General features: G+C 64.9%; 23 protein-coding genes and 1 pseudogene. 14 read left to right on the forward strand and 10 right to left on the reverse strand.

Annotation, left to right across the window (positions count from 1 at the left end; translation table 11 throughout):
• Nucleotides 1-134: 134 nt before the first annotated feature.
• A complete protein-coding gene (locus tag BI327_RS20235; protein WP_076862548.1) occupies nucleotides 135-1028 on the forward strand; it encodes a sugar kinase in 894 nt (297 codons plus the stop codon).
• Between the two features lie 36 nt (nucleotides 1029-1064).
• Nucleotides 1065-2006 (forward strand): ribokinase, encoded by a 942-nt coding sequence (locus BI327_RS20240; RefSeq protein WP_076862549.1) that lies wholly within the window; start codon nucleotides 1065-1067, stop codon nucleotides 2004-2006.
• Between the two features lie 118 nt (nucleotides 2007-2124).
• On the opposite strand, the gene BI327_RS20245 is transcribed toward BI327_RS20240, so the two are convergent.
• Nucleotides 2125-3342, reverse strand: a complete 1218-nt coding sequence (locus BI327_RS20245) for an NAD(P)/FAD-dependent oxidoreductase (RefSeq protein WP_083742197.1) — start codon at nucleotides 3340-3342, stop codon at nucleotides 2125-2127.
• Between the two features lie 273 nt (nucleotides 3343-3615).
• On the opposite strand from BI327_RS20245, the gene BI327_RS20250 reads away from it, so the two are divergent.
• The 3 genes from BI327_RS20250 (at nucleotide 3616) to BI327_RS20260 (ending at nucleotide 6220) form a co-directional block, all read left to right on the forward strand.
• The gene (locus tag BI327_RS20250) at nucleotides 3616-4407 is read left to right on the forward strand and encodes an enoyl-CoA hydratase/isomerase family protein (protein WP_076863095.1); all 792 of its coding nucleotides are present in this window, start codon (nucleotides 3616-3618) and stop codon (nucleotides 4405-4407) included.
• Nucleotides 4408-4681: 274 nt separating this feature from the next.
• A complete protein-coding gene (locus BI327_RS20255) occupies nucleotides 4682-5002 on the forward strand; it encodes a hypothetical protein (protein ID WP_143271663.1) in 321 nt (106 codons plus the stop codon).
• Nucleotides 5003-5038: 36 nt separating this feature from the next.
• Entirely contained in the window at nucleotides 5039-6220 is a 1182-nt protein-coding gene (locus BI327_RS20260) for a radical SAM protein (RefSeq protein ID WP_076862552.1), read from the forward strand.
• A gap of 39 nt (nucleotides 6221-6259) precedes the next feature.
• Here BI327_RS20260 and BI327_RS20265 read toward each other — a convergent pair whose 3' ends face one another.
• The 4 genes and pseudogenes from BI327_RS20265 to BI327_RS20280 form a co-directional block, all read right to left on the reverse strand.
• On the reverse strand, nucleotides 6260-7600 hold the full coding sequence (locus tag BI327_RS20265; protein WP_076862553.1) for a TRAP transporter large permease: 1341 nt from the start codon (nucleotides 7598-7600) through the stop codon (nucleotides 6260-6262).
• 49 nt (nucleotides 7601-7649) lie between these two features.
• Nucleotides 7650-8171 (reverse strand): annotated as a pseudogene (locus BI327_RS20270) (TRAP transporter small permease); the annotation flags it as partial.
• A 165-nt stretch (nucleotides 8172-8336) separates the two neighbouring features.
• Nucleotides 8337-9305, reverse strand: coding sequence for a TRAP transporter substrate-binding protein (locus BI327_RS20275; RefSeq protein WP_089025556.1), 969 nt, complete (start codon nucleotides 9303-9305; stop codon nucleotides 8337-8339).
• A gap of 186 nt (nucleotides 9306-9491) precedes the next feature.
• Complete coding sequence (locus BI327_RS20280; protein ID WP_076862554.1) at nucleotides 9492-11195, reverse strand: IlvD/Edd family dehydratase; 1704 nt, start codon at nucleotides 11193-11195, stop codon at nucleotides 9492-9494.
• 173 nt (nucleotides 11196-11368) lie between these two features.
• Here BI327_RS20280 and BI327_RS20285 point away from each other — a divergent pair, with 173 nt between their 5' ends.
• Nucleotides 11369-12061 (forward strand): GntR family transcriptional regulator, encoded by a 693-nt coding sequence (locus BI327_RS20285; RefSeq protein ID WP_076862555.1) that lies wholly within the window; start codon nucleotides 11369-11371, stop codon nucleotides 12059-12061.
• Nucleotides 12062-12095: 34 nt separating this feature from the next.
• Nucleotides 12096-12668, forward strand: a complete 573-nt coding sequence (locus BI327_RS20290) for an invasion associated locus B family protein (protein WP_143271664.1) — start codon at nucleotides 12096-12098, stop codon at nucleotides 12666-12668.
• Here the strand turns inward: BI327_RS20290 and BI327_RS20295 are convergent, their stop codons facing one another.
• A complete protein-coding gene (locus BI327_RS20295) occupies nucleotides 12669-13490 on the reverse strand; it encodes an NAD-dependent epimerase/dehydratase family protein (protein ID WP_076862557.1) in 822 nt (273 codons plus the stop codon).
• Between the two features lie 113 nt (nucleotides 13491-13603).
• Here BI327_RS20295 and BI327_RS20300 point away from each other — a divergent pair, with 113 nt between their 5' ends.
• Complete coding sequence (locus BI327_RS20300) at nucleotides 13604-14566, forward strand: SMP-30/gluconolactonase/LRE family protein (RefSeq protein ID WP_076862558.1); 963 nt, start codon at nucleotides 13604-13606, stop codon at nucleotides 14564-14566.
• Nucleotides 14567-14761: 195 nt separating this feature from the next.
• On the opposite strand, the gene BI327_RS20305 is transcribed toward BI327_RS20300, so the two are convergent.
• Complete coding sequence (locus BI327_RS20305) at nucleotides 14762-16195, reverse strand: aldehyde dehydrogenase family protein (protein WP_076862559.1); 1434 nt, start codon at nucleotides 16193-16195, stop codon at nucleotides 14762-14764.
• Nucleotides 16196-16499: 304 nt separating this feature from the next.
• Complete coding sequence (locus BI327_RS20310) at nucleotides 16500-18866, reverse strand: transketolase (protein WP_076862560.1); 2367 nt, start codon at nucleotides 18864-18866, stop codon at nucleotides 16500-16502.
• A gap of 130 nt (nucleotides 18867-18996) precedes the next feature.
• On the opposite strand from BI327_RS20310, the gene BI327_RS20315 reads away from it, so the two are divergent.
• The 3 genes from BI327_RS20315 to BI327_RS43255 all read left to right on the forward strand — a co-directional run bounded on the left by BI327_RS20315 (nucleotide 18997) and on the right by BI327_RS43255 (nucleotide 22011).
• Entirely contained in the window at nucleotides 18997-19458 is a 462-nt protein-coding gene (locus BI327_RS20315) for an Lrp/AsnC family transcriptional regulator (RefSeq protein ID WP_021076302.1), read from the forward strand.
• A 501-nt stretch (nucleotides 19459-19959) separates the two neighbouring features.
• A complete protein-coding gene (locus BI327_RS20320; protein ID WP_076862561.1) occupies nucleotides 19960-21615 on the forward strand; it encodes a Spy/CpxP family protein refolding chaperone in 1656 nt (551 codons plus the stop codon).
• Between the two features lie 213 nt (nucleotides 21616-21828).
• On the forward strand, nucleotides 21829-22011 hold the full coding sequence (locus BI327_RS43255) for a hypothetical protein (protein ID WP_245334877.1): 183 nt from the start codon (nucleotides 21829-21831) through the stop codon (nucleotides 22009-22011).
• Here BI327_RS43255 and BI327_RS20330 read toward each other — a convergent pair.
• Nucleotides 22008-22892, reverse strand: coding sequence for a LysR substrate-binding domain-containing protein (locus BI327_RS20330; protein ID WP_076862562.1), 885 nt, complete (start codon nucleotides 22890-22892; stop codon nucleotides 22008-22010). The genes BI327_RS43255 and BI327_RS20330 overlap by 4 nt on opposite strands.
• A 9-nt stretch (nucleotides 22893-22901) precedes the next feature.
• Here BI327_RS20330 and BI327_RS42390 point away from each other — a divergent pair, with 9 nt between their 5' ends.
• A complete protein-coding gene (locus BI327_RS42390; protein ID WP_159450476.1) occupies nucleotides 22902-23048 on the forward strand; it encodes a hypothetical protein in 147 nt (48 codons plus the stop codon).
• The gene (locus BI327_RS20335; protein ID WP_076862563.1) at nucleotides 23026-23811 is read left to right on the forward strand and encodes a 2-keto-4-pentenoate hydratase; all 786 of its coding nucleotides are present in this window, start codon (nucleotides 23026-23028) and stop codon (nucleotides 23809-23811) included. Before BI327_RS42390 ends, BI327_RS20335 begins: the two co-directional genes overlap by 23 nt.
• A 302-nt stretch (nucleotides 23812-24113) precedes the next feature.
• Here BI327_RS20335 and BI327_RS20340 read toward each other — a convergent pair whose 3' ends face one another.
• Nucleotides 24114-25286 (reverse strand): fumarylacetoacetate hydrolase family protein, encoded by a 1173-nt coding sequence (locus BI327_RS20340; protein ID WP_076862564.1) that lies wholly within the window; start codon nucleotides 25284-25286, stop codon nucleotides 24114-24116.
• Nucleotides 25287-25433: 147 nt separating this feature from the next.
• Here BI327_RS20340 and ppk2 point away from each other — a divergent pair, with 147 nt between their 5' ends.
• Nucleotides 25434-26366: a polyphosphate kinase 2 gene (gene ppk2 / locus BI327_RS20345; RefSeq protein ID WP_076862565.1), complete on the forward strand. Its 933-nt coding sequence runs from the start codon at nucleotides 25434-25436 to the stop codon at nucleotides 26364-26366.
• Nucleotides 26367-26496 lie beyond the last annotated feature (130 nt).

Here is a 26496-nt window from a genome sequence, read left to right on the forward strand (position 1 = left end):
TCCTCGATCCGCGCGCCCGCTTCATCTGTACCCGCAAACCAGGCAGGGTTGCGAATATTTTCAGCGATATCGGCCGACCAGCAGTGCTAGTCTGATCACCAGCCGGGACCACAGCAAGCCACGACGGAAAGCGAATGCAGGCTCTCTTCATCGGACAGACCTATATCGACGTCACCTTCATCACGGATCACATGCCTGTCGGCGACGAGAAGCACGTCGCCGACGCCTATGCGGTGTCGTTCGGCGGCAACGCGGTGACCGCAGCGTTCTGCTGCGCCAAGCTCGGCATCCACCCGGATCTGATCGCCACCATGGCCAATGACTGGCTGGGACGGATGTTCTGGGACATGGCCGACCGGTACGGCATCTCGTTCCATCCCCGCAAGGTCAACTCCTCCTCGCTGTCCTTCATCATGCCCCATGACGGCAAGCGCGCCATCGTGCGCTGCCGCGACGACCAGCACATCCATCCCTTTCCGCTCTTGAACATCAAGGGCTGCCGCGCGCTGCATATCGACGGCCACCAGCCGGACGCCGCGATCCATTACGCAAAACTCTGCCGCGAGGATGGCATCCTGACCTCGCTCGACGGCGGCGGACTGCGCACCAACACCCACGAGTTGCTCGCCTTCATCGATATTGCGATCGTCGCCGAACGGCTGTGCGAGCAGATGGACAAGACGCCGGAGCAGATGCTCGACTATCTCAAGAGCCGCGGCTGCAAGGTCGGCGGCGTCACCATGGGCGAGCGCGGCCTGCTCTGGTACGACGAGGCCGGCACGGTGCGCACGCTGCCGGCGTTTCCGATCCCGCGCGAGCGGGTGATCGACACCAACGGCGCGGGCGACGTGTTCCACGGCGCCTACATCTACTCCTACCTCTCAAATCCGAGCAAAGGCTGGCATGAACACTTCAAGTTCGCGCGCGCGGCTTCGACCTACAAGATCCAGAAGCTCGGCAACGAGGCCGGCCTGCCGACGCTCGCCGACATCGCCGCGGTCAAGCAGGAGTTTCGCGCCGAAGCCTGATCTGGCCGATCGAGGTTAGGCATATCGAGGTTGGCCATGGGGCGCGTCTTCGTCGCCGGCAGCATCAATATGGACGTCGTGGCGACCGCCGAGCGCCATCCCAAGGTCGGCGAGACCGTGGCCGGCGAGGCCGTGCTGTATTTTCCCGGCGGCAAGGGCGCCAACCAGGCCGTTGCATCGGCCAAGCAGGGCATGCCGACCACGCTGATCGGCCGGCTCGGCACCGATGCGTTTGGGAGAGAGCTGAGAACGTTCCTGGCGGCGCAAGGCGTCGATCTGACCTTTGTTCGAGACACCGACGGCGCGCACAGCGGAACCGCGATCATCACGGTCGCCAATGCCGACAACACCATCGTGGTCGTGCCGGGCGCCAACGGGCTGGTCGATCCGGACGATGTCGCGGCGCCCGTGCTTGCGAAGGGCGACATCGCGGTCAGCCAGTTCGAGATCCCGCTGCCGACGATCGCTGCATTCTTCAAGCGCGCCCGTGCCGCCGGCGCCACCACGATCCTCAATCCGGCGCCGGCGAAGAGGATCGATGCAGCGTTGCTCGATCTCGTCGATGTCCTGATCCTCAACGAGACCGAGCTCGGCCTGCTCACCGGCCGCGAGCTCAGGGATGGCGACACATACGAGACTTTGATGGACGCCGCGCGATCGCTGCAGGCCCGCGCGCATCAGATCATCTGCGTCACGTTGGGCAAACGGGGCATTGTGGCGCTGCTCAACGGCAACATGCACGTCGATCAAGGGCGCGCCGTCAAGGCGGTCGACAGCACCGGCGCGGGCGACTGCTTTGTCGGAGCAGTCGCGGCCCTGCTCGCAGACGGACAGCCGGTCCAGGCCGCGATGTCATACGCCAACATCGCCGCATCGATCTGCGTCCAGCGGATGGGCGCTGCGCCATCCATGCCGACGGTCGAAGAGGTGAAGGCCGTGCTCTCCACACGTCGTCCCGGCGAAGGCCGGGACCCATAACCAATGATGTCGATTGTCTTGAACCGACATCAACCCGCACCACCTCAATCGAGAGGCCGCGGAGTATGGGTCCCGGCTCCCGTGCGCGATTGCGCACTAGGCCGGGACGACGAGATTGTTAGGTCAGCGCGCTCTTGAGATCAAAGCTCGCATCCCCCGCCTGCTCCGGCGTGATCGAGCCGCCGGCGCCGAGCAGCCTGCGGCCGAACATGTGATCGCCGGCGCGATTGACCGACTCGATACCGAGCAGCTTCTCGCCGCGATAGCAGAACGCCGAGAACGCGCCCTGCGCGCGGTCGCCGCGCACCACGACACGGTCGTAGCCGGTGGTGAGGCCGGCCATCTGCAGCTTGTCGGGCCCCTGGTCGCTCCAGAACCACGGCAGGCCGTCATAGACCTCGGTCTTGCCGGTCAGCCGCGCCGCCACGCAGCGCGCATGGTCGGTGGCGTTCTGCACCGACTCCAGCCGCAGCGAGCCGCCGAAACGCTTGCTGGTATAGAGCGCGCAATCGCCGATCGCGGAGACGTTCGGGTCAGCAGTCAACAGATGCTGGTCGACAATGATGCCGGATGCGACCGGCAGCCCGGCCTCCGCAGCGAGCTCGACATTCGGCAGCACGCCGACGCCGACCACGACGAGATCGGCCGGGATATGCGTCCCCTTGCTCAGGCTGACGCCGGTGACCTTGGCGCCATCGGCCTCGATCGCCGTGACCTGCACGCCGAGATGAATCCGGATGCCGGCAGCAGCGTGGCGGGACTGCGAGAACTCGGAAATCTCCACGGTCACCGCGCGCGCCATCACGCGGGAGGCAAGCTCGACCACATCGACCTCGAGCCCCTTGGCCCGCGCGGTCGCCGCGAATTCAAGTCCGATGAAGCCCGCGCCGATCACCACGACCCGCATGCCGGGCGCGATCAAGTCGCGCAGCGCCTGGCTCTCGTCGAGGATGCGCAGGTAGCGGACTGCATCAAGCTTCGCGTTCGGAATATCCAGCAGCCGGTTCCGCGCGCCGGTCGCGAACACCAGATGGCCGTAGTCGAGCGACGCGCCGGAGGCGAGCGCCACCTTCCGCGCATTGCGGTCGATCGCGTGCGCCCGATCGGTGATCAGCTCGATCTTGTTGTCCTGGTAGAACTTGTCGGGCCGGAACATCAAGGTCTCGGGCCCGCCGGTGCCCTTCAGATAGGCCTTCGACAGCGGCGGCCGCTGGTAGGGCAAATGGCCTTCGTCATTGAGCAGGGCGATGCGCTCGGAAAAGCCAGCCTGACGCAGCGACGCCGCGAGCTGGAAGCCGGCATGTCCGGCACCGACGATGATGACCGAGCCTGTCATCGGAACAACCCACATACGCGCGAGCAGGAGTGACCCATGCCGTTTCCTCTTTGTCGATGTTAGCTTGCTCGCCCCGTTCCCACAGCGCTCGTGTCTGCGTACCGAAGGCGCGGGCCATTTGGCCTCATGGCTCGCGCGGGCGCAAGGGGGTTTCTGGCGATTCCCGGGACGCCTATCGGGGGACGCCAAGGCCGCTTCCGGCGCCGCGCCGGATTGCCATGGCTCCCGCCAGGGCCTTAAATGCCCGGAACCAACAAGCCCAAGGTCTTCAAAATGCCAGCCCCCGCCTCTGCCAACGACCCTGCCTTGCTCCGCATCGACGGCGCCATCGCGACCATCACGCTGAACCGCCCGGCCGCTTTCAACGCAATCGACCTGACGATCGCCAAAAAGCTCGAACAGCTCAGCGCCGAGGTCGAAGCCAACAAGGATGTCCGCGTGCTGGTCATCGAGGGCGAAGGCCGCGCCTTCTGCGCCGGCGGCGATCTGCAGACCATCGGCGCCGCCGCCGAAGCCAACACTGTCACCCCCGTGGTCAGCGAGATGCTGCATCACTACCATGCCTTCATCGAGACCGTCCGGCGCATGCCGAAGATGGTGCTGTCGAGCGTGCACGGTTCGGCGGCCGGCGCCGGCATGGGCCTCGCATTCGTGACCGACCTTTGCATCGCCGCGGACGATGCCCGCTTCACGCCTGCCTATGCCAAGATCGGCGTGTCGCCGGACGGCGGCAGCACGGTCGGCATCGTCGGCACCGTCGGTACCCGCCGCGCGCTGCAGATTTTCCTTGCCGAGGACGGCTTCACCGCCCAGCAGGCCTATGAATGGGGACTGGTCGTCAAGACCGTCCCCGCGACCGAGCTGAAGGCGGCCACCCGGCAACTCGCCGAACGGCTGGCAAAGAATCCGCCCGCCGCGATCGCCGCGACCAAATCGCTGGTCTATCAGGCCGCCACCACGCCGACCAAGCAGCAGCTCGACGCCGAGGAACACAAGATCATCACGACCATGCACACGGACGATTTCCGCGTCGCCGTGAAGAAGTTCACCAGCAAGTCGAAGTAGGAACGCTACGGCTTCCCCAAGGCATGTCCTCAAAACGGAATTGTTCGGATACGGACCATTAGCGGGCCAAGATCGGCCCCGACCGAATGGCCCCCTTGTGACCCGCTGCGTCCTCTCAGCGCCTGAACGGCGCAAAGGTGAGATGCGGCGGCCACCGGTACAGTCGTGTCAGCATTACTGCCCTATCGAATACGCACCGTCACATTGCCGGTCTGATCATAAAGCTATAGTGTTTGTCCTGACGCATCCTCCGCGAGAAGAGGGATTTTAGCTGATGTCTATTTTGACGCTGAAGATCTTTGCGGGCCTTCTGCAACTGCATGGGCCGGGCGCGACCATTCAGAGTGATCATCCGGGCATTGACGCGTTGCTGCCCGACATGCGCGATCAGAATGCGAAGCAAGATTCCCGATCCGATCAAGACGGCTCGGGCATGACCGCTTCCGAAGAATTCCTGTCAGACCAGCCGCTGGTGACGGAGGCCTATTTCAGGCGCGGTTTTGTGCGCGGCGCGCCCTATCACGGCGGCGGTTTCCGGCGGGGTACGTCGGTGCCGTATGGCGGATTCCGCCGTGGATTTGCCCGCGGTTACTAGCTTCTTCGGAGTCTTTCCGCTTGGTTCGGTGTCCGCATGTCGCCTGACGCGGCAGATACGGTCGACTTCCCAAGTCAGCCGATCGCGCAACTGTTGGTCAAGGTTGCCACGCGCTGCAACATCGATTGTTCTTACTGCTACTGGTTTCGCGACGCCGCCGTCTACGACAAGCCAAAGCTGATGAGCGCTGCGGTGCTGCGTCAGCTGTTGTTGCGCATCGAAGAGCACGTTCGCGAACATGATCTGCGCGATTTGCCCATTGTCCTGCATGGTGGCGAGCCGCTGTTGTGGGGCGTAGACAATTTCAACACTTTTGCCGAAGCCTGCGCCGCCATTACGACACGAACGGGTAGCGACATCCCGATCTCGGTCACGACCAATGGCGTCCTGATCGACGATCGATGGCTGGACTGTTTCGAGCGGCATCAAATTTCGGTGGCGATCAGCCTCGACGGGCCCGCGCATATCCACGACCTGCACCGCAAGACGTTTCAGGGCGGCGGCACCCATGAAGCAGTGACGCGCGCAGCGCGCCTGCTGGTTTCGCGCGACATCCGCACCAGTGCACTGGCGGTCTGCAACCCGGCTTACGCCCCGCGCGACTACGTCGAATTCTTCGCCGATTGCGGCATCACCCATTACGACATCATGATTCCGGATGCGACGGTCGACGAGAAGCCGCCCGCGATCGCAGGCTTCTACAACGGCCTGTTCGATCTCTGGTTCGAGGCCAACCGCAGCCGGCCGGCCGTGAATATCCGCATCGTCACCGACATGGTTACTGCATTGCTCGGCAACAACTCGCCGACCGAAGGTGTAGGTCACCATCCCGTGGAGCTGTGTACCGTCATGACCGACGGCTCGGTCGAGGCGCATGACGTGCTCAGGATCGCGGGCGACGGCTTCACGCGGACGACATTCAACATTTTCGACCACGCACTCGACGAGGTCCGCAACGAACCGCGCTGGCGGGCCGCGCGCGACGCCTCGATCAACCTCGCTGCCAAATGTCAAGAATGCAAGTTCCTGAACGTCTGCGGAGGCGGCTATCTTCCGCATCGCTTCTCGAAGGCCAACGGCTACGACAACCCGTCGGTTTATTGCGACGATCTCTATGCGATGTTCGAGAACATGCAGAATGTGCTGGAGCAGCACCTTTATGTCCAAAAGCCCGGCGGCGGCCGGGTCGCGATGCGCGACGCGCTCAAGGATGGGTAGTCGAGCGCCACGCGCGCAGTGGATTTAAGAGCTCATCCCCTAGTTCGGGCAGATATATCCCGTGCCGCCGGGCGCCTTGAAGCAGCCGACCGATTCCGGGATCACCTGCTTGGGCAGCCACAGCACGACCTTGGGGAAATAGATCGTGAAGCAGATCGTGACCAGGAACACGACATAGATCGGCAGCGCCGCCCGCAGCGCTTTCGCAAAGCTGATGCCGACGAATTTCGAGGCCATCAGCAGCACGAGCCCGTAGGGCGGCGTGATCAGGCCGAAAGCCAGCGTCGCGATCAGCACCACGCCCATGTGCACGCCGTTGATGTCGCCGGCCTGGGTCAGCGCGTTGACCAGCGGCATGAAGATGATGATGGTCGGCACCGGCTCGATGAAATCGCCGACCACCGTGAACAGCAGCACCATCAAGAGCATGATGAGGTGCGGATCGTTGCCGGCGATCGAGGTGATCCAGTCGGCGATGTAGATCGCGCCGCGCAGATAGGCCAGCATCCAGCCGAACGCGTTCGCCGCGCCGATCGTGATCAGGGGCAGCGAGAAGATCAGGCCGGCCAGGCAGAAATCGTACGGGATCTTCTTCAGGTGCCCGCGGTTCAGCGCCGGGATCACCACGATGATGATGTAGGCGACCGCGACCACGCCGGCCTCGGTCGGCGTGAACCAGCCGGTCAGGATGCCGCCGAGCAGGATCACCGGGATCATCATCGGCAGCGCGGCGTCGCCGGCGGCGAACGCGACCTGGCGCAGCGGCGCGCGCGGCTTGCGCAGGCCCGACGGTCCGAAGAAATAGCAATAGATCATCAGCCCGAAGCCGATCATCAATCCCGGCACCACGCCCGCCATGAACAGGCCGGCGATCGAGACATTGCCGACCGCGCCGTAGACCACCGCCGTGATGCTCGGCGGCACCAGCGCCGCAATCGTCGAGGCCGAGGCGATGATCGCGGCGATGAACGCCGGCTCATAGCCCTCCCGCCGCATCGGCCCGCCGAGCGCCCGGCTCATGACAGCGACATCGGCGGTGGTCGAGCCCGACATTTCCGAGAAGAACATGCTGAACACGACGACGACCTGCGACAGCCCGCCCCTGATGTGGCCGACCAGCGAAACCGACAAATTGGCGATGCGGACCACGACATTCGCCGAGCTCATGAGTTCGCCGACCAGGAGGAAGAACGGGATCGCCAGCAGCGCCTCGGAATCGACGCCGTCGAAGATCTTCTGGATGATCGCCGCCAGCGAGACATCGGACAGCACCGCGCCGACGAACACGCCGGCCAGCAGCGAGAACGGCACCGGCACGCCGAGATAGCCGAAGAACAGGAAGCAGAACGACATCAGCGCAAGGACGACCGGCGCGCTCACGATTGCACTCCCGTGGTCGCGCCGGTGTTGATCGCCGGGATTGGAAGGTCGGCTCCGCATGGTCGAAGCCGTTGCGGATGCCGTTGACGAGCTGCTCGATCGTGAACAGGCCGATCAGGATGCCGGACAGCGGGATCACCGCGTAGAGCGACGCAATCGGCGTGCCCGACGGCAGGCGGAAGCTGCCGAAGCCGCGGAGGTAGTTCTGATAGCCATACCAGACCAGGCAGAAGGCGACGCCGAGCACGACCAGGCGAATGACGATCTCGACGAATGTCCGCGACCTGCCGTGCATCGCCTCCGAGATCGCGGTGAGATAGAGATGATCGTTGCGCCTGGTCGCGACCGCCGCACCAATGAAGATCGCGTAGATAAACAACGTCGAGGTCACCTCCTGAAGCCACAGCCAGGGATGACCGATGGTGCGGGTGACGATGTCGGCGGTCACCGAAAGCGAGAAGCCGAAGCACAGCAAGCCGCACAGCATCATCAGGATCAGCTCGAGCCGGTCGAGCGCTCGCCATTTCAGATGCCGCTGCCGCTGCAGCACCAGTCTGTCGGCGATGGCCATGCTTCAAACTCCGTCGTCCCGGCCGAGTGCGCGTTTGCGCACGGGGGGCCGAGACCCATAACCCCCGGCGCATGTTGCTTGCAGAAAGTCGGCGACTTAATCGCCCAACTGAAGGGCCGCGGCGTATGGGTCCCGGCTTTCGCCGGGACGACGTGGAGCACGCGTTCAGTTGATCGCGCGGATCAGGTTCTTGATCTTCTCCGCGTGCGGGCCGAGCTCCTTGGCGAGCTTGTCGAGATAGGGATCGGCGATCGCGGTAAAGCTCTTCTTGTCCACATCCTCGACCACCTTGACGCCGAACGACTTCAGCTTGGTCAGCGCGTTCCGCTCCAGCTCGAAGGCCTTCTGCGGCTCCTTGGCGCTGACCTCGTTGGCGGCGGCCTGCACCCACTGCTTCTGCTCGGCGGAGAGGCTCTGCCAAAGTCTGTCGGAGACGAACAGCAGCGCGTTGTTGGCCTCGTGCTCGGTGATCGAGAGCACCGGCGCGACCTCATAGTGCTTGTTGACGAGATAGACGTTGATGCTGTTCTCGGCGGCATCGACCACGCCGGTCTGCAGCGAGGTGTAGACGCTGCCGAACGGCATGTGCACCGTCTGCGCGCCATAGGCCGGGAACATGGTGTCCTCGGTCGCGGTCGCCTGCACCCGGACCTTCACGCCCTTGAGGTCGCCGACATTGTGGATTTCCCGCTTGCTGTAGATGTGGCGCACGCCCTGTGAGCCGGTGCCGATCACGTGCAGGCCCTGGGCGGTGTCGTCGATCATCGTCTTGATGGCCTCGAACACCTTGGGGTCGGCCAGCGCCTTGATCACATGGGCGTCGTTGCGGAACAGGAAGTGCAGCGACATCACGCCCGCCTGCGGCGAGATCGTCGCGGTGTTGGCCGAGGAGATGATCGCGAATTCGATATCGCCCGACTTCACGAGCTGCAGCAGCTGCGGCTCCTGGCCGAGCTGCGCGCCGGGATATTGGTCGACGATCATCGTCCCCTTGCTCAGTTCCTTGAGCTTGTCGGCGAACAGATCACCGGCGACCGAATAGCCGGTGTTGCGCGGCTGGTCGTAGGCGAAGCGGAAGTGCTTGACCTCCTGCGCACCGACGCGCGCCGGCAGCAGCAGCGCTGCCGCGGCCATGGCGATCCCGACGATCCTGGCTGAAGTGCCCATCGCGACGTTCCCCCTGTTTTTGATTGACGCGATCATCCCACCAGTCGCGCGGGATTGTCAATAAAACAGAGGTAATCAGCTCGTCGTAGGCATCAATGAGCGCTGCACGCCGGGAATTATCGACAATTTGGCCGCAGCGCCGAACGGCGCCAATTACTTGCCCTTGGCGCGCATGAAGTCGAAATCGCAGCCCTCGTCGGCCTGCAGGATGGTCTCGTTGAAGAGGTGCGCGTAGCCGCGCTTGGCCCAATCCGGCGTGCCGGCCGGCGCGAGTGCAGCGCGACGCTTCGCAAGTTCAGCCTCGTCGACCAGCAGATCGATGCTGCGCTTGGCGACATCGAGCCGGATCATGTCGCCGTTGCGCACTAGCCCGAGCGGACCGCCGACGGCGGATTCCGGCGTGATGTGCAGCACGATGGTGCCGAACGCGGTGCCGCTCATCCGCGCATCGGAGATGCGGACCATGTCCTTCACCCCGGTACGCGCAAGCTTCTTCGGGATCGGCAGGTAGCCCGCCTCCGGCATGCCCGGCGCGCCCTTCGGGCCGGCGTTGCGCAACACCAGCACGTCGTCGGCGGTCACATCGAGCGCGGGATCGTCGACCCGCAGCGTCATGTCCTCGACCGATTCGAACACCACGGCGCGGCCGGTGTGCTGCAACAGCTTCGGGCTCGCCGCCGACTGCTTGATGACGGCGCCGCGCGGCGCGAGATTGCCGTGCAGGATCGCCATCGCGCCTTCGGACTTGATCGGGTTCGCCTTGGAGCGGATCGCATCCTGCCCCGGCACGTCCTCCGCATTTGCCACGACCTCGCGCAAGGTCTGACCGGTGATGGTTTTGGCATCGAGGTCGATGAGGTCGCCGAGTTGCGCCATCAGCCTCGGCACGCCGCCGGCATGATGGAAATGCTCCATGTAGTGCTCGCCCGACGGCTTGAGGTCGACCAGCACGGGCACCTCGCGGCCGAGCCTGTCGAACGCCTCGAGGTCGATCTTGTGCGGCGAGCGGTTGGCGATCGCGGTGAGGTGAATGAGGCCGTTGGTCGAACCGCCGATCGCCTGCATGACCACCTGCGCGTTGCGGAACGAGGCCGGCGTCAGGATCTCGCTTGGCTTCGGTCCCTTGGTCTTCGCCATCTCGGCGGCGACGCGGCCGCTGGCCTCCGCGGAGCGGAAGCGTTCGGCATGCGGCGCCGGGATCGTCGCGCTCATCGGCAGCGACAGGCCGAGCGCCTCGGTGATGCAGGCCATGGTGGAGGCCGTGCCCATCACCATGCAAGTGCCCACGGAAGGCGCAAGGCGGCCGTTCACCGCCTCGATCTCATTGTCGTCGATCTCGCCGGCGCGATACTTGCCCCACAGCCTCCGGCAATCGGTGCAGGCGCCGAGCACCTCGCCCTTGTGATGGCCGACCACCATCGGGCCGACCGGAATCACCACCGTCGGCAGATCGGCGCTGATCGCGGCCATGATCTGCGCCGGGAGGGTCTTGTCGCAGCCGCCGATCACGATCACCGCATCCATCGGCTGGGCGCGGATCATCTCCTCGGTATCCATCGCCATCAGGTTGCGCAGATACATCGAGGTCGGATGTGCAAAGCTCTCGGCGATCGAGATGGTCGGAAACACGAACGGCATCGCGCCCGACAGCATCACGCCGCGCTTCACGGCCTCGATGATCTGCGGGACGTTGCCATGGCAGGGATTGTAATCGCTGTAGGTGTTGGTGATGCCGACGATCGGGCGATTGAGCGCATCGTCCGAATAGCCCATCGCCTTGATGAACGCCTTGCGCAGGAACAGCGAGAAGCCGGCGTCACCATAGCTGGTCAGTCCCTTGCGAAGTCCGTCGGCCATTTTCTTCTCGTCCTTTTGGTGGTTCGGCCGCACTTAAGGAGCGGCGGGAATTATTGTCAATATGAGATAATCTGGCGGCGGCGGGCAGCTGGTCTGCGGCAAAATCGCCCCCATTATTGACAATAACCACGGCGTCATGCTGACCTCCCGCATCGATCCGAAGCCGAGCACGCATGACAGCCGCGCCCACCTTGCCCGAACTCCAGCCCCCCTCGCGCGAGGAGGAGCAGGCGGAAGTAATCCGCCGGCTGGAGGAGGACATCATCTTCGGCCGCTTCGCGCCGGGTTTGCGGCTGGTCGAGGATACGCTGATGCAGCGCTACAGCGCGAGCCGGCATTTCGTCCGCCAGGCGCTGTTCCAGCTCGAGCGCCAGGGCATCGTGCTGCGCGAGAAGAACGTCGGCGCCACGGTGCGGTTCTATTCGGCCGAGGAAGTGCGGCAGATCTATGAGGTGCGCGAGATGCTGACGCGCCAGGCCGCGCTGATGATCGCCCTGCCCGCGCCCGACAGCCTGATCGACCAACTGAGCGAGCTGCAACGGCATTATTGCATCAAGGCCGACGCGCAGGACATGCGCGGCGTCCACGAAACCAACGATGCGTTCCACCTCGCGCTGTTCTCGGCCTGCGGCAATCCCTACCTGGTGCGCTCGCTGCAGGACTACATGAACCTGACGCTGCCGATGCGCGCCAAGAATCTCGCCGACAGCGATGGCCTCGCGCTGTCGCGGCGCCAACATGAGTTGATGATCGAGCTTTTGAAGGGTCGCGACAGCTGGGCGCTGGCGCAGCTCTGCGTCGATCACATGCAGTACAGCAAGGCGGATTATCTTGTCCGCATCTCCAACGACAAAAAGCCGCAATAGCGCGATACCCGGCCTCCTCGTGAAGGAGACGGCGATGCGCTATGTGACTTTGCTGATTGGATCGTTCGCCGTGCACCTCGCACTTGGCGGCATCGCCGAGGCGGCCGATCCGCGCGCCACCGAGCTCACCTACGAGCCCTGGGCCAAGACCTGCCTGACCGAGGCTAGCTGCTTCGTCGCCGCCGCCGCGCGCGGCAAGTGCGCGCCGTCGGGCGGCACCATCAGCATCTCGCCGCAGAGCAGCACGCGTGCGCTGCTCACCGCCAATGTCGGAACGCGGACCATGCTGGAAGGCACAATCAGCCTCCGGATCGATCAGGACGAGCCGATGCAGATCGCCAGAACACATTGCTACACGCTCGGCTGCGGCGGCACGCTGGAGGCCAATGGCGAGCTGATCGAACGGCTCAAGCACGCGCAAACGATCGCGGTAGAAGCCAAGAACCTGACCGGGCAGAAGATCAGCCTCACCTTCCCGCTCAGCCACTTCTCGCAGACCTATGATGGGCCCGGAAGCGCACCGAAGGCGACATCCGGGAAAGGCGCGAACGAGCCGCAGCGCGAGCACACCGAGGCGGTGAAGCAGCTGCCGCAGTGCGAGGACTGATCACGTCTTCCAGTCGATCACCCTCTCCTTGTCGCCGTCGAACTCCATGCTGCAGAACGCGCCGCCCTGGTAATAGTCGCCGACCGGATCCGGCAGCAGCTTCGCCTGCTCGGCCATTGCATGCTCGCGGAAGTCCTCGCCGCGGCCGGTCGGGCGATAGCCGAGATCATAGGCGCGGTGATTGTCCCACCATGAGCGCTCATTGTAGGACGCGCCGTACAGCACCTCGAAATGGATATCGGGGTGCTCGAGCCCGATCCGGCAGAGCTGCACCAGATCCTCCGGCTTGAGCCAGATCGAGAGCCTGCGGTGATCGAGCGGCGCCTCGCCGAAATTGCCGATCCGGATGCAGGTCACCTTGATGCCGTGCTTGTCGGCATAGAGCGCGCCGACGCCTTCGCCGAACACCTTGCTCACCCCGTAGCGGCTGTCCGGCCGCGCGGTGACGTCGGTGCCGATGCGGTGATGGCGGGGATAGAAGCCGACCGCGTGATTGGATGAGGCGAAGACCACCCGCTTGACGCCCTTTTTGCGCGCCGCCTCGAACAGATTGTAGCAGCCGATGATGTTGGACTGCAGGATCGCATCCCAGGGACCTTCGACCGAATAGCCGCCGAAATGCAGGATGCCGTCGACGCCCTCGCAGATCGCCTCGACCTGTGCGAGATCGGCGAGATCGGCTGCCTTGAATGTCTCGTTGTTGCCGAGATCGGACGGCGGCTTGATGTCGCTCAGCAGGAGGTCCGGATAGATCGGCGGCAATAGCTTGCGCAGGCTCGCGCCGATTCCACCCGATGCACCGGTCATCAATATGCGTGGCATGCCGTCCCTCGTCTTTCCTGTTTGCTGCAGCCGAATTGCGATCGCAGGCCGACAATGATAGCAAACCATGCGCTCAAGGAAACACCATCGAAACACAACAACGAGAACAGCAAATGTCCGATGTTCATTCCGCCGGCTGGCGTCCCGCAACCTACTATCCCGATCCCGCGATCCACGCACTCGATCCGCGCTTCGAGAAATACTGGCTGAAGCTCTCCGCCGTCGAGCGCATCGCCACCGGCCTGCGCTGGGCCGAAGGTCCGGTATGGTTCGGTGACGGCCGCTATCTGTTGTGCAGTGACATCCCGAACCAGCGCATCCTCAAATGGGAGGAGGAGACCGGCGCGGTCAGCATCTTCCGCAAGCCGTCGAACTTCGCCAACGGCAACACCCGCGACCGCCAGGGCCGGCTGATCACCTGCGAGCATGGCGGCCGCCGTGTGGTGCGCACCGAATATGACGGATCGATTACGGTGCTGATCGATAGCTTCGGCGGCAAGCGGCTGAACTCGCCGAACGACGTGGTGGTGAAATCCGACGGTTCGATCTGGTTCACCGATCCGATCTTCGGCCTGCTCGGCAATTACGAAGGCTACAAGGCCGATCCCGAGATCGAGCCGAATGTCTATCGGCTCGATCCCGCAACCGGCAAGGCGACTGTCGTCGCCGAGGGTGTGCTCGGCCCGAACGGGCTGTGCTTCTCGCCGGACGAGAGGATCCTCTACGTCGTCGAATCCCGCGGCGAGCCGAACCGCAAGATCCTCGCCTATGATGTCTCCGCCGACGGCAAATCGATTTCCAACAAGCGCGTGTTCATCGACGCCGGCCCGGGCACGCCCGACGGCATGCGCTGCGACATCGACGGCAATCTGTGGTGCGGCTGGGGCATGGGCGATCCCGAGCTCGACGGCGTCGTGGTGTTCGCGCCCGACGGCGTCATGATCGGCCGCATCGCGCTGCCGGAGCGCTGCGCCAATCTCTGCTTCGGCGGCGTCAAACGCAATCGCCTGTTCATGGCGGCGAGCCAGTCGATCTATGCGCTCTACGTCAACACCCAGGGCGCGCTCGGCGGTTGACCCGACCGTCATTGCGAGGAGCGAAGCGACGAAGCAATCCATCTCTCCGCGCACGAGGAGAGATGGATTGCTTCGCTTCGCTCGCAATGACGAAGTCGTAAGACTTCAAACCTTCTAAACTTTACATCCCGAAACGTCTGACGCCGGAGCGGTGATCCGCCCCGGCGCCAGAATGTCGTCTCTCGTGCTTTCGGCTTACGCGGCGTTGTAGCCGGCGACAGCCTTGGCCTCGAGATATTCTTCCAGACCGTAACGGCCCCACTCGCGGCCGTTGCCGGACTGCTTGTAGCCGCCGAACGGTGCGGAACGCTCGTTCGGCACGCCCTGCAGGTTGACGTTGCCGGCGCGGATCTGGCGGCCGACGCGGCGCGCGGTTTCCACGGTGTCGGCCGAGACGTAACCGGCGAGACCATACGGCGTGTCGTTGGCGATCTTGACGGCTTCAGCCTCGTCCTTGGCGCCGAGAATGGTCAGCACCGGTCCGAAGATCTCCTCGCGGGCGATCGTCATGTCGTTGGTGACGTCGGCGAAGATGGTCGGACGGACATAGAAGCCCTTGTTGACGCCCTCGGGCAGGCCCGGGCCACCGGCGACGAGCGTTGCGCCCTCGTCGATGCCCTTCTGGATCAGCGCCTGGATCTTGTCCCACTGGCCGCGGTTGACCACGGGGCCGATCGTGGTGCCGTCGGCACGCGGATCGCCGGCCTTGGTCTTGTCGGCGACGCCCTTCGCGATCGCGGCCACTTCCTTCATCTTGGAGAGCGGCACGATCATGCGCGACGGCGCGTTGCAGGACTGGCCGGAGTTGTTGAACATGTGCATCACGCCGCCGGTCACCGCCTTGGCGAGGTCCGCACCCTCCAGGATCACGTTCGGCGACTTGCCGCCGAGCTCCTGGCTGACGCGCTTGACGGTCGGCGCCGCACGCTTGGCGACGTCGACGCCGGCGCGGGTCGAACCGGTGAACGAGATCATGTCGATGTCCGGGTGCTCGCTCATCGCGGCACCCACCTCCGGGCCGAGGCCGTTGAGGAGGTTGAACACGCCCTTCGGCACGCCGGCTTCATGGAGGATTTCCGCGAAGATCAGCGCCGAGGTCGGGGTGAACTCCGACGGCTTCAGGATCATGGTGCAGCCGGCGGCGAGCGCGGGCGCGACCTTGCAGGCGATCTGGTTGAGCGGCCAGTTCCAGGGGGTGATCATGCCGACGACGCCGACCGGCTCGCGCACGATCACGGCGGTGCCCATGGTCTCCTCGAACTCGTACTTCTTGAGCACTTCGAGGGTGTTCATGAGGTGGCCGAGGCCGGCGCCGGCCTGCAGCTTCTCGGCCATCGGCAGCGGCGCGCCCATCTCGTCGGAGACGGCGGCGCCGATTTCCTTCATGCGGCCCTTGTAGACCTCGACGACCTTGGTGAGCAGCGCGATGCGCTCCTCGCGGCTGGTCTTGGAATAAGTCTCGAACGCGCGCTTGGCGGCGGCAACTGCCTTGTCGACATCGGCCTTGGAGCCGAGCGCAATCTCATACATCGCCTCTTCGGTCGCCGGATTGACGACGGGGGTGGACTTGCCTTTGACGACGGGATCGACCCAGGCGCCGTCGATGTAGAATTGCATGCGATTGACCATCGGAAACCTCTTGTACGGGGCGTATGGAATTGGGAACGGAAAGCGTTCGGCAGGCATCCTTGCACGAAAGCAGGGCGAATTGAACCCGCCATATGCGGGGCGCGGCTCGTGCACGCCCACGGCATATAAGATGCGAGGCGCGCAGGTGGCAAGGCTCCAACTGTCGTCCCGGCGGAGGCCGGGACCCATAACCACCACCGCTAATGGTGAGAGAGTGCTGGGGCAACGACTCGCGTTCAAAACACTCTTCTGTGGTAATGGGTCCCGGCCTTCGCCGGGACGACGATGGGGAGAGGATTAGGCCTCACACCGCCATCTTGCGATGCCGTACCGGCGCGCCGACAGACACGCTTTCCGCCGCGTCGATGATCGCGTTGGCGTCGATGCCGTAGTGGCGGTAGAGGTCGCCGATCGTGCCGGTCTGGCCGAAATGCTCGACACCGAGCGCCTCGAGGCGGTTGCCGCGCACGCTGCCGAGCCAGCCGAGCGTTGCCGGATGGCCGTCGATCACGGTCACAATGCCGCAGTCGCGGCCGAGCGGCGCCAGCATGCGCTCGATATGACTCAAATGCTGCGCGCCGCGGCGGTCGCGGCGCAAATTCCGCGCCGCGGACCAACCCGCATAGAGCCGGTCGGCGGAGGTTACCGCCAGGAGACCGACATCGCGGTGGCTCTCGCCGATCAGGCCGACCGCCTCGATCGCCTCCGGCGCGACGGTGCCGGTATAGGCAATCACGATGTCGCAGTTCGGGCCCGGCTTGCGCATCCAGTAGGCGCCTTCGGTGATGTCGCGCTGCAAATCCGGCGTCATGATCCGTTGCGGCTGCTCCAGCGTTCGCGTCGAGAGTCGCAAGTAAACCGAACCACCCTCGGCGCCCTCGCGCTGCATGTGGCCAAAACCCCAGCCCATGATCACGGCAAGTTCATCGACGAAGGCCGGATCGAACGAGGCGAGCCCGTCCTGGCCGATCCCGATCAAGGGCGTCTTGATCGACTGATGCGCGCCGCCTTCCGGCGCGAGCGAGATGCCCGACGGCGTCGCCGCGACCATGAAGCGGGCGTCCTGGTAGCAGGCGTAGTTCAGCGCATCGAGGCCACGCTCGATGAAGGGATCGTACAGCGTGCCGACCGGCAAGAGCCGCGCGCCGTTGATCTGGTGCGACAGGCCGAGCGCCGAGAGCATGATGAACAGATTCATCTCGGCGATGCCGAGCTCGAGGTGCTGCCCCTTCGGCGAGTATTCCCAGGTGAAGGCGGACGGGATCTTCTCCTGCCGGAACAGGTCGTGGTTCTCCAGTTTCGCGAACAGGCCGCGGCGGTTGACCCAGGCGCCGAGATTGGTCGACACGGTGACGTCGGGCGACGCGGTGACGATGCGCGAGGCGAGCTCGCTGTCGCCGCGCGCCAGCTCATGCAGCACGAGGCCGAAGCCCTGCTGCGTGGACATCTGTGCGGAGACCTTGAACGCCAGCCGCTCCGGCACATCGATGACGGGCGCCGACAGCCGGCGGCGTCCCTCGCGATTGAAAGGTGCCTCTGCAAGAAATGCTTCGAGCCTCGCAGGCTCCTGCATCAGGCCCTCGAACTTGTCCCACTCGTGGCCGACGCGGATGTTCTGCGCGGCGCGCCACTTCTCCATCTGCGCGACCGTCATCAGGCCGGCGTGGTTGTCCTTGTGGCCCTGCATCGGCAGGCCGACACCCTTGATGGTGTAGGCGATGAAGCAGACCGGGCGATCATGGTCGATCGCCTCGAACGCCTCGATCATGCTCGCCATGTCGTGGCCGCCGAGATTCGACATCAGCGCCAGCAATTCGTCGTCGCTGCGGCGGTCGATCAGGGCCGAGACATCGCCCTGGTCGCCGATGTCGTCGCGCAGATGCTTGCGGAACGCAGCACCGCCCTGGAAGCACAGCGCCGCGTACATCTGGTTCGGGCAATTGTCGATCCAGCGCTTGAGTGCCTCACCGCCGGGCTCGGCAAACGCCTCGAGCATCAGCTTGCCGTATTTCACGATCACCACGTCCCAGCCGAAATTGCGGAACATGGTCTCGAACTTCGCCCACAGCCCCTCGCGCACCACGGCGTCGAGCGACTGCCTGTTGTAGTCGACCACCCACCAGGTGTTGCGCAGGCCGTGCTTCCAGCCTTCCAGCAGCGCCTCGAAGATGTTGCCCTCGTCCATCTCGGCGTCGCCGACCAGCGCGATCATGCGGCCCTCGGGCCGGTCTCCCAGCCAGCCATGCGCCTTGACGTAATCCTGCACCAGCGATGCGAACAGGGTCTGCGCCACGCCGAGCCCGACCGAGCCGGTCGAGAAGTCGACGTCGTCGGTATCCTTGGTGCGCGACGGATAGGATTGCGCACCCTTGTAGCCGCGGAAATTCTCCAGCTTGTCGCGGGTCTGGTGGCCGAACAGATACTGGATGGCGTGAAACACCGGGCTCGCATGCGGCTTCACCGCGACGCGGTCCTGCGGACGCAGCACCGAGAAATAAAGCGCCGACATGATGTTGGCGAGCGAGGCCGAGGAGGCCTGATGGCCGCCGACCTTCAGGCCGTCGGTCGAGGGCCGCACATGGTTGGCGTGATGGATGGTCCACGACGACAGCCACAGCACCTTGCGGGCCATAGCGGACAGCATGTCGAGGCGTTCAGACGCGATACCCATGGCAATGCTCCAGCGATATTTACAGATGTTACTGCCGCGAGGCCCGCCGAAAATCTCAATTCCACGCGACAGCACAGGGAAAATTGGGATAAATTCCCACGATCCGGCCGCAACTAGCGAGTTCATCCCAATGCCTGCCCTCGATGCCATCGACCGCAAGATCCTGGCCCTGCTCCAGACCGACAGCCGCATGACCATGCAGGAGCTCGCCGACAAGGTCGGGCTGTCGGTGTCGCCCTGCCATCGCCGGGTCAAGCTGCTCGAGGAGCGCGGTGTGATCTCGCGCTACATCGCGACCGTCGACCAGAAATCGATCGGGCTGCACGTCTCGGTCTTCATCTCGATCAAGCTCGCGCGGCAGAAGGAGGAAGACCTCAATCGCTTCGCGCGCGCGATCTCCAAATGGGACGAGGTGCTCGAGTGCTATCTGATGACCGGCAACCGCGACTATCTGCTGCGCGTCGTCGCCGCCGACCTCTCGTCCTATGAGGCGTTCCTGAAGAACAAGCTGACCCGCCTCGACGGCATCGCCTCGATCGAGTCGAGCTTTGCGCTGAGCCAGGTGAAGTATTCAACGGCGCTGCCGGTGTAGGATTGTTGGCCGGCTCGTGCCGACACCGCATCGTCGTCCCTGCGGAAGCAGGGACCCATACTCCACGGCGGGAGTTGTGAGAGGTCCTCGTCGTTCCAGCATCGCACAACAATGACCATCGGTGGTTATGGGTCCCTGCCTTCGCCGGGACGACGATGAGGATGGTTCTCGATTCAAGATGCCAAACACGCGGTGTCATCACCCGCGCATGCGTGTGATCCAGTATTCCAGAGGCGGCCGTGCTTGAGCCGAGAGGCCGCGGCGTACTGGATCGCCCGGTCGAGCCGGGCGATGACTGCTGAAGATGGGGCGCGACTTCACGCTCTCGGGACAGGGAGAGAGGCACACCGGAGGGCGAAATCGGATCCTGCATGGCAGCCCCTGCGGAACAGCTGGCACGCAAAGAGTTGCCTGCGGCTCGCGGCGCGGCGGGAACCGAGCGGCAACGTCCGGTGTTGATGTCAGGCACTATTGAGTATTTTGACACAAGTGAGAACGAACATGGCCCGCCGCAAACATTCATGGTTGGCACTCGCCGCAATTCTCGCGACTGCAGCATCGGTGACGCTGCTCGCTGATCCGACGCTGGCGGCCCGCGGCGGTGGTGGCGGTCATGGCGGTGGTGGCGGGCATGGCGGCGGCGGTTTCCACGGAGGTGGCGGCGGATTTCACGGCGGCGGAGGCTTCCATGGCGGCGGTGGTGGCTTCCACGGCGGCGGGCTTCGCGCCGGAGGTTTTCACGGCGGAGGCGCTCGCGGCGGCGGCTTTCACACCATTCATGCTGCGCCTCATGCCGCACCAAGGATGGGGCGCGGCGGCGGGGCGCGGCAATTCCATGCCACCCGCAATCCTGCCATCACGCATAACCCGGCGATGACCCGCAATCCGGCCGTCGCACACGGCGTCGCGGCGGGCCGCCATGCCCCCTCGGCCGCCGCGATGCGGCGCAACGCCGGCGCCGTTGGCCGCAGCCTGTCCTCGCGCCCGGTCACCGCCGCCCTGCACAGGCCGGGCGGATTGCGCAATCCGATGGCGCGCGCTGCGATCATGACAGCCGCCGCCGGCGCGGCCTGGGGCTATCACAACCGTAATGGTGATTGGTGGTGGCGCCATCCGCATGGCGGCTTCGGCTGGGTCGGCCCGGTGTTCTGGCCCTATGCCTATTACGACCTCTATGACTATGCCTGGTGGGGCGATGACTACGACCCGTATTTCTGGGACTATGGCTACAACGACATCTACGCCGGCCTGTTCGGTCCCTATGACTACGATGCCTTGAGCGGCTATGCCGACTACCTGCCAGGCCGTGCCGGTCCCCGGCCGCCGGTGACCGGTCGATCCCGCGCCCCCGATCCAGCCGCGACCCTTGCCGACATGTGCGGCAGCGACAGAAGCGACATCGCGGGCTTCCCGATCGAGCAATTCCGCAGCGCCATCCAGCCCAATGCGGAGCAGAGCGCTGCGCTCGACGAACTCGCCGCGGCATCGCAGAAGGCGTCCCAGAGCATTCTCAATTCATGTCCCAAGGACGTGCCGTTGACCGCGCCGAGCCGCCTCGCCTCGATGCAGCAGCGCCTCCAGGCCATGCGTGACGCGGTCGGCATCCTGCAACCGGCGCTGGAGAAGTTCTACGGGCTGCTCAGCGACGACCAGAAAGCCAAGGTGACGGCGCTGGCGGCCGATCGGCGCCGCACCACACGTGCGGCGACGGCGGATAACGGCAACTGCAACGCGGCGCAACCCGCCGCGATCGCATGGCCCGGCGACGTCATCGACCGCGATGTCAAGCCGACCGACGCGCAGCGGGCGAGCCTCGACGCCCTGCGGGATGCGGCGACAAAGGCCGAGGACACATTGAAATCATCCTGTCGGCCCACCGGCGCGCGCACGCCACCGGCGCGCCTTGCGGCGGTCGGGGCAAGACTGGATTCGCTGCTTCAGGCGATCGGCACGGTGCGTCCTGCGCTGGACACCTTCTACAATTCGCTCAGCGACGAGCAGAAAGCCGCGTTCGACGCGGTCGGCCCCGAGCGGGACGGCGGGCAGAGCGCGATGGCCGCCGCAACTGGCGACGAACCGCCGCGAAACCGCCATCGCCGTCATTACCATCGCGGTCCCAATATCGGAGGCATGATCTTCCGGATGATGGGCTTGTAAGGCTCGCCATCGCCGGCGCGTATCGCGGTGCCATCCCGCGCGCTCAGCGGATCGGCCGGCGGCGCCGCCGGGCTACGGCGCGATCCAGATGCCAATCACAATGATCGCCAGTGAGACGGCAATCACGAGCATATCGGTCGTGAGCCAATCAGGCATTCCGTTTGAAGGCTGCTCGCTCATGTCCGCGACTCCTTCTGTTCGCGTCGAGCCAACATGCTGAAGCGGACCGGCGCGAACGAGGATGAACTAGATCACATAAGAGCGCGACAAGCGGTCGCTCTGAATTTCGCGCATCTGCGCGCGTTCAAGTTGCGGCGTGCAATCGATCTTCCGCCCAGGTTTCTGAACATGTTCGACAACGAAGGCGGCTTCAGCAAACACGGCAGCACGTCTTAGCCCGGCGTTGCTGCCAATCGCCCGACGATCCAGTCGCGGAATGCCGACAGCGCGGGCTCGTCGGCGAGCCGCGCCTCGTATTGCAGCACGAAGTGGCGGCGGGTCTGGCGCACCTTGGGATGCGCGATCACGATCTTGCGACGCGCGAGGTCGGGCGCCAGCAGTGCCTCGATCGCAATCGCAACACCCATGCCCGCCGCAGCCGCCTCGATCGCGAGACCTACGCTTTCAAAACTGCTGCCGACCTGCGCGGGCACGTTGCTCAATCCGGCATGATCGAGCCAGCGGCGCCAGTCGTCGGGACGCGGCCGCGCGTGCAGCAGCGGCACGGCGGCGAAATCGAGCGGGCCGCGCTTCAGCCAACGCGGCGCGCAGACCGGCACGGTCGCGATCGGGACCAGCTTATGGGTGACGAGCCCGGGCCGCGGCGCGCCGTCGGACACCGCGATGACGGCGTCATAGCGGCCGGGCAACAGATCGAGCGGATTGGGCGAGGTGTGCAGATCGATCGCGAGATCGGGGTGTGCCGATCTGAGCTCCGGCCAGATCGGCAGCAGCAGCCGCGAGGCGACGAAGCCGTACACGCCGATCGAGAGCCGCCGCAGCCGCGTCAGCTTCACGCCGCTGACGCCGTCAGCGATGCGGTCGAGGCCTTCGCGCGTCGCCTGCGCCAGCGCCTCGCCGGCGCTGGTCAGGATGAGACCGCCCGGCTGCCGCAGGAACAGCGGCTTGTGCAGCCCGTCCTCCAGCGCGCGGATGTGCCGGCTCACCGCGCCTGCCGTGACGCCGAGCTCCTCGCCAGCGCGGGTCATCGACAGATGACGCGCGACGGCTTCGAAGGCACGGATCGCATGCAGCGGGGGTAAGCGGCGCCAGGACATGAGTTGATTATGATCCGGATTGAGTATGACTCAATCCATCCTGCGGATAAATCGTTTGCTGTGCGGCAAACACAATCCTATCCGCTGCGCACCACCGGCATCGCCACGCCGGCAAAGCGTCTCGAGGTCTTCGATGGATATCGCCCGCCAGCGTGAACTTGCGCGCCTGCTTGCCGCCCTTCGCCGTGACGGGCGCCAGCAGAGCGGGCTCGATCCTAAACTGGTGCCGCCGGACAAGGAGACCGCCTACCGCGTCGCGCAGATGGTTGCCGACGAGATCGATCGGCCGGTCGCAGGCTGGAAGATCGCCGCGATGAAAGCGGGCCTGCAGGCGCAGCTCCGCACGGACTCGCCGATCTATGGCCGCGTCTACGCACCTGATATCCGCGAGGCTCCGGTCAGTGTCGCGCATGCGAGGCAATGCAGCCCGATCCCCGAGGTCGAGTACCAGGCGCGGCTCGGCGCCGATCTGCCACCGCGCGACAAGCCCTACACGATCGACGAGGTGACCGAGGCGGTGGCCTCGCTGCATCCCGGCATCGAGCTCGCCGAATGCCGCTTCATCCATGATGCGGCATTCCCTGCCCTGCCCGCGATCCTCGCCGATGGTGCCGGCGCCGGCAGCATCGCCTACGGGCCTGCGATCGCGGACTGGCGGACGCGCGACATCGCCGGACAAGAGGTGACGCTCACCTGCAACGGCGCGCTGCGGCGCAAGGGCACCGCGGCGGACGCGCTCGATCACCCGATCGTGCCGCTCATCTGGCTCGCCAACGAATTGTCGCGCACCGGCGTCGGGCTGAAGGCCGGCCAGATGATCTCGACCGGCACACTGACCGGCATGTTGCGGCCGAAGCCGGGCGACAGCTACGTCGCCGATTTCGGCCCGTTCGGCAGCGTGACGGCGAGCTACGTGTGATGCGCGGGCTGGATCAGCAAAATGTAATCCACCAACTTCGCCGCGCGATCGAATGATCGGCTGCGCTGCGCCCACGTGAGGCACGCACCGGCGGAAGGGTTCCCTCCCCCCTTGCGGGGGAGGGTTAGGGAGAGGGGTACCACACGGCGTGCTCTCTCAAGTTTTGTTGGCGGCGAGATGCGTGCATTTTGAAAGCGACGCTCTCACTCTCATCACGCCCGGGGCCACCCCTCTCCCCAGCCCTCCCCCGCAAGGGGGGAGGGAGCCTGACTAGTGTGCTCACCTGACTTAGGGCTACATCCTCACAGCACCTTGCGCTGGCCGAGGTTCTTCATCAGCGCGCCAACGCCGAAGGTCCAGGGCTCGCATTCGTCGCTGCCGCGCATGCGGTTGACGAGCTTGCCGAGCTGCGGGGCTGCGATGGTGACGATGTCGTCGCGCTTGTGGGTGAAGCCTTCACCCTTGGCGTCGCGGTCCTTCACCGGTGCGAACATCGTACCCAGAAACAGCGCGAAGCCGTCGGGATATTGATGCACAGGGCCGATGGTCTGCGCGACCAGATCGGTCGGGTCGCGGCTGATCTTGGAGATCGAGGAATGCCCCTCGAGCACGAAGCCGTCGGTGCCCGTCACGGTGAGGCCGACATCCATCTTCCTGACGTCGTCGAGCGAGAAGGTCTGATCGAACAGCCGGAGCAGCGGGCCGATCGCACAGGAGGCGTTGTTGTCCTTGGCCTTCGACAGCAACAGCGCCGAGCGGCCCTCGAAGTCGCGCAGATTGACGTCATTGCCGAGCGCGGCGCCGACGATCTTGCCGGCGGCGGAGACGACCAGCACGACCTCCGGCTCCGGATTGTTCCAGGTCGATTTCGGATGCAGCCCGGCATCCATGCCGGTGCCGACGGACGACAGCGTCGGCGCCTTGGTGAACACTTCGGCATCGGGGCCGATGCCGACCTCGAGATACTGGCTCCAGGCGTTCTGGTCGATCAGCACCTGCTTCAGCCGCATCGCCTGCTCGGAGCCGGGCTTCAGCTTCGAGAGGTCGTCGCCGACCAGCCGCACCACCTCCTTGCGGATCGCATCCGCCGAGGACGGGTTGCCGCGCGCCCGCTCCTCGATCACGCGCTCCAGCATCGAGATCGCGAAGGTGACGCCGGCGGCCTTCAGCACCTGGAGGTCGACCGGTGCGAGCAGGTGCGGTTTTCCCTTGTCGCGGGTGTCGGGCGGCGTGTTGGCGAGGATCACCTCGAGATCACCGATCCGCTCGCCCTTGGTCGCACGCAGCGCGGCTGCGGGATCGCCCTCCTCGCACAGCGCGCTCACCGTCGGGAAGCGCGCGGTGATGTCGAATACGCCGTCCGCCCGCACCGCGACCACGGCGGGTCCGCCCGCCTGCGGCAGCCAGGCCCGTCCGACCAGCGTGCCGGCGGTGCCGTCCTCCGGCAGGACGTCTCTTGGCGTAAGCGAAATCATCAGCGTCTCCCATTTTCGTGTTGTTGGCGCTTGTTAGCACAGTCCGCCCCGCGGCGTGAAACAGCCGTCATGGCAGTGTCATAGAGGGGTAACATCGCCCGTCAATGCTCTCGCCGATCCATCTAACACACTGAAAGACGGACCTTCATGACCGCCTCCGACCTCACCGACGAAGCCGCCCGTGACGAAGCTTTGCGCGCCCGCATCCACCAGGAGATGGCCGACAGCCTCGACGAGGAACTCGAGCTCGAACTCGACGACATGAGGCTCGACGAGCTCGACCACGACGGGGCCGCCGGCAAGCCGTCGATCGACCGCAAGTTCTACTTCCGCGAATTGCTGCGGCTGCAGGGCGAGCTGGTCAAGCTGCAGGACTGGGTGCAGCACGAGAAGAAGAAGGTCGTCGTGCTGTTCGAGGGCCGCGATTCCGCCGGCAAGGGCGGCGTCATCAAGCGCATCACCCAGCGGCTCAACCCGCGCGTCTGCCGGATCGCGGCGCTGCCGGCGCCGAACGAGCGCGAACGCACGCAATGGTACTTCCAGCGCTACGTCTCGCACCTGCCGGCCGGCGGCGAGATCGTGCTGTTCGACCGCAGCTGGTACAACCGCGCCGGCGTCGAGAAGGTGATGGGGTTCTGCTCCGACGAGCAGTATGAGGAATTCTTCAACTCGGTGCCGGACTTCGAGCGGATGCTGATCCGCTCCGGCACCATCCTCTTGAAATACTGGTTCTCGATCACCGACGAGGAACAGGCGTTCCGCTTCTCGATGCGAATCCAGGATCCGCTGAAGCAGTGGAAGCTGAGCCCGATGGATGTCGAGGCGCGGACCCGCTGGGAGCTCTACACCAAGGCCAAGGAGACCATGCTGGAGCGCACCCACCTGGCTGATTCACCGTGGTGGATCGTCGATGCCGTCGACAAGAAGCGCGCCCGGCTCAACTGCATCTCGCATCTCCTGAGCCAGATTCCGTATCAGGCGGTCACCCACCAACCGGTGGTGCTGCCGCCGCGGGTGCGCAACCCCGACTATCACCGCGGCCCGATCCCGCCGGAGATGTACGTGCCGGGACAGTATTGATCTGACCACACGCACGCTCTCAATTTCCCCTCTCCCCGTTTCGGGGCGAGGGCATGTGGCCACGCCACGTCTCGGCGCGCGGGGTGATGCGTGTCGCGCATTTTCGGAATAATAGAATTATGCCACTGAT

Origin of the sequence: Bradyrhizobium mercantei (assembly GCF_001982635.1) — a bacterium.
In the GTDB taxonomy this organism is placed as follows: domain Bacteria; phylum Pseudomonadota; class Alphaproteobacteria; order Rhizobiales; family Xanthobacteraceae; genus Bradyrhizobium; species Bradyrhizobium mercantei.

Bases quoted from the DNA above. Each gene is read 5' to 3' on its own strand.
- BI327_RS20250 (WP_076863095.1), top strand. From the start codon at position 3,616: ATGCCAGCCCCCGCCTCTGCCAACGACCCTGCCTTGCTCCGCATCGAC.
- BI327_RS20305 (WP_076862559.1), bottom strand. From the start codon at position 16,195: ATGGTCAATCGCATGCAATTCTACATCGACGGCGCCTGGGTCGATCCC.
- BI327_RS20340 (WP_076862564.1), bottom strand. From the start codon at position 25,286: ATGATTTCGCTTACGCCAAGAGACGTCCTGCCGGAGGACGGCACCGCC.
- BI327_RS20335 (WP_076862563.1), top strand. From the start codon at position 23,026: ATGGATATCGCCCGCCAGCGTGAACTTGCGCGCCTGCTTGCCGCCCTT.
- BI327_RS20310 (WP_076862560.1), bottom strand. From the start codon at position 18,866: ATGGGTATCGCGTCTGAACGCCTCGACATGCTGTCCGCTATGGCCCGC.
- BI327_RS20295 (WP_076862557.1), bottom strand. From the start codon at position 13,490: ATGCCACGCATATTGATGACCGGTGCATCGGGTGGAATCGGCGCGAGC.
- BI327_RS20255 (WP_143271663.1), top strand. From the start codon at position 4,682: ATGTCTATTTTGACGCTGAAGATCTTTGCGGGCCTTCTGCAACTGCAT.
- BI327_RS20300 (WP_076862558.1), top strand. From the start codon at position 13,604: ATGTCCGATGTTCATTCCGCCGGCTGGCGTCCCGCAACCTACTATCCC.
- BI327_RS20330 (WP_076862562.1), bottom strand. From the start codon at position 22,892: ATGTCCTGGCGCCGCTTACCCCCGCTGCATGCGATCCGTGCCTTCGAA.
- BI327_RS20275 (WP_089025556.1), bottom strand. From the start codon at position 9,305: ATGGCCGCGGCAGCGCTGCTGCTGCCGGCGCGCGTCGGTGCGCAGGAG.
- BI327_RS20260 (WP_076862552.1), top strand. From the start codon at position 5,039: ATGTCGCCTGACGCGGCAGATACGGTCGACTTCCCAAGTCAGCCGATC.
- BI327_RS20240 (WP_076862549.1), top strand. From the start codon at position 1,065: ATGGGGCGCGTCTTCGTCGCCGGCAGCATCAATATGGACGTCGTGGCG.
- ppk2 (WP_076862565.1), top strand. From the start codon at position 25,434: ATGACCGCCTCCGACCTCACCGACGAAGCCGCCCGTGACGAAGCTTTG.
- BI327_RS20320 (WP_076862561.1), top strand. From the start codon at position 19,960: ATGGCCCGCCGCAAACATTCATGGTTGGCACTCGCCGCAATTCTCGCG.
- BI327_RS20290 (WP_143271664.1), top strand. From the start codon at position 12,096: ATGCGCTATGTGACTTTGCTGATTGGATCGTTCGCCGTGCACCTCGCA.
- BI327_RS42390 (WP_159450476.1), top strand. From the start codon at position 22,902: ATGATCCGGATTGAGTATGACTCAATCCATCCTGCGGATAAATCGTTT.
- BI327_RS20280 (WP_076862554.1), bottom strand. From the start codon at position 11,195: ATGGCCGACGGACTTCGCAAGGGACTGACCAGCTATGGTGACGCCGGC.
- BI327_RS20235 (WP_076862548.1), top strand. From the start codon at position 135: ATGCAGGCTCTCTTCATCGGACAGACCTATATCGACGTCACCTTCATC.
- BI327_RS20285 (WP_076862555.1), top strand. From the start codon at position 11,369: ATGACAGCCGCGCCCACCTTGCCCGAACTCCAGCCCCCCTCGCGCGAG.
- BI327_RS20245 (WP_083742197.1), bottom strand. From the start codon at position 3,342: ATGACAGGCTCGGTCATCATCGTCGGTGCCGGACATGCCGGCTTCCAG.
- BI327_RS20315 (WP_021076302.1), top strand. From the start codon at position 18,997: ATGCCTGCCCTCGATGCCATCGACCGCAAGATCCTGGCCCTGCTCCAG.
- BI327_RS43255 (WP_245334877.1), top strand. From the start codon at position 21,829: ATGCTGAAGCGGACCGGCGCGAACGAGGATGAACTAGATCACATAAGA.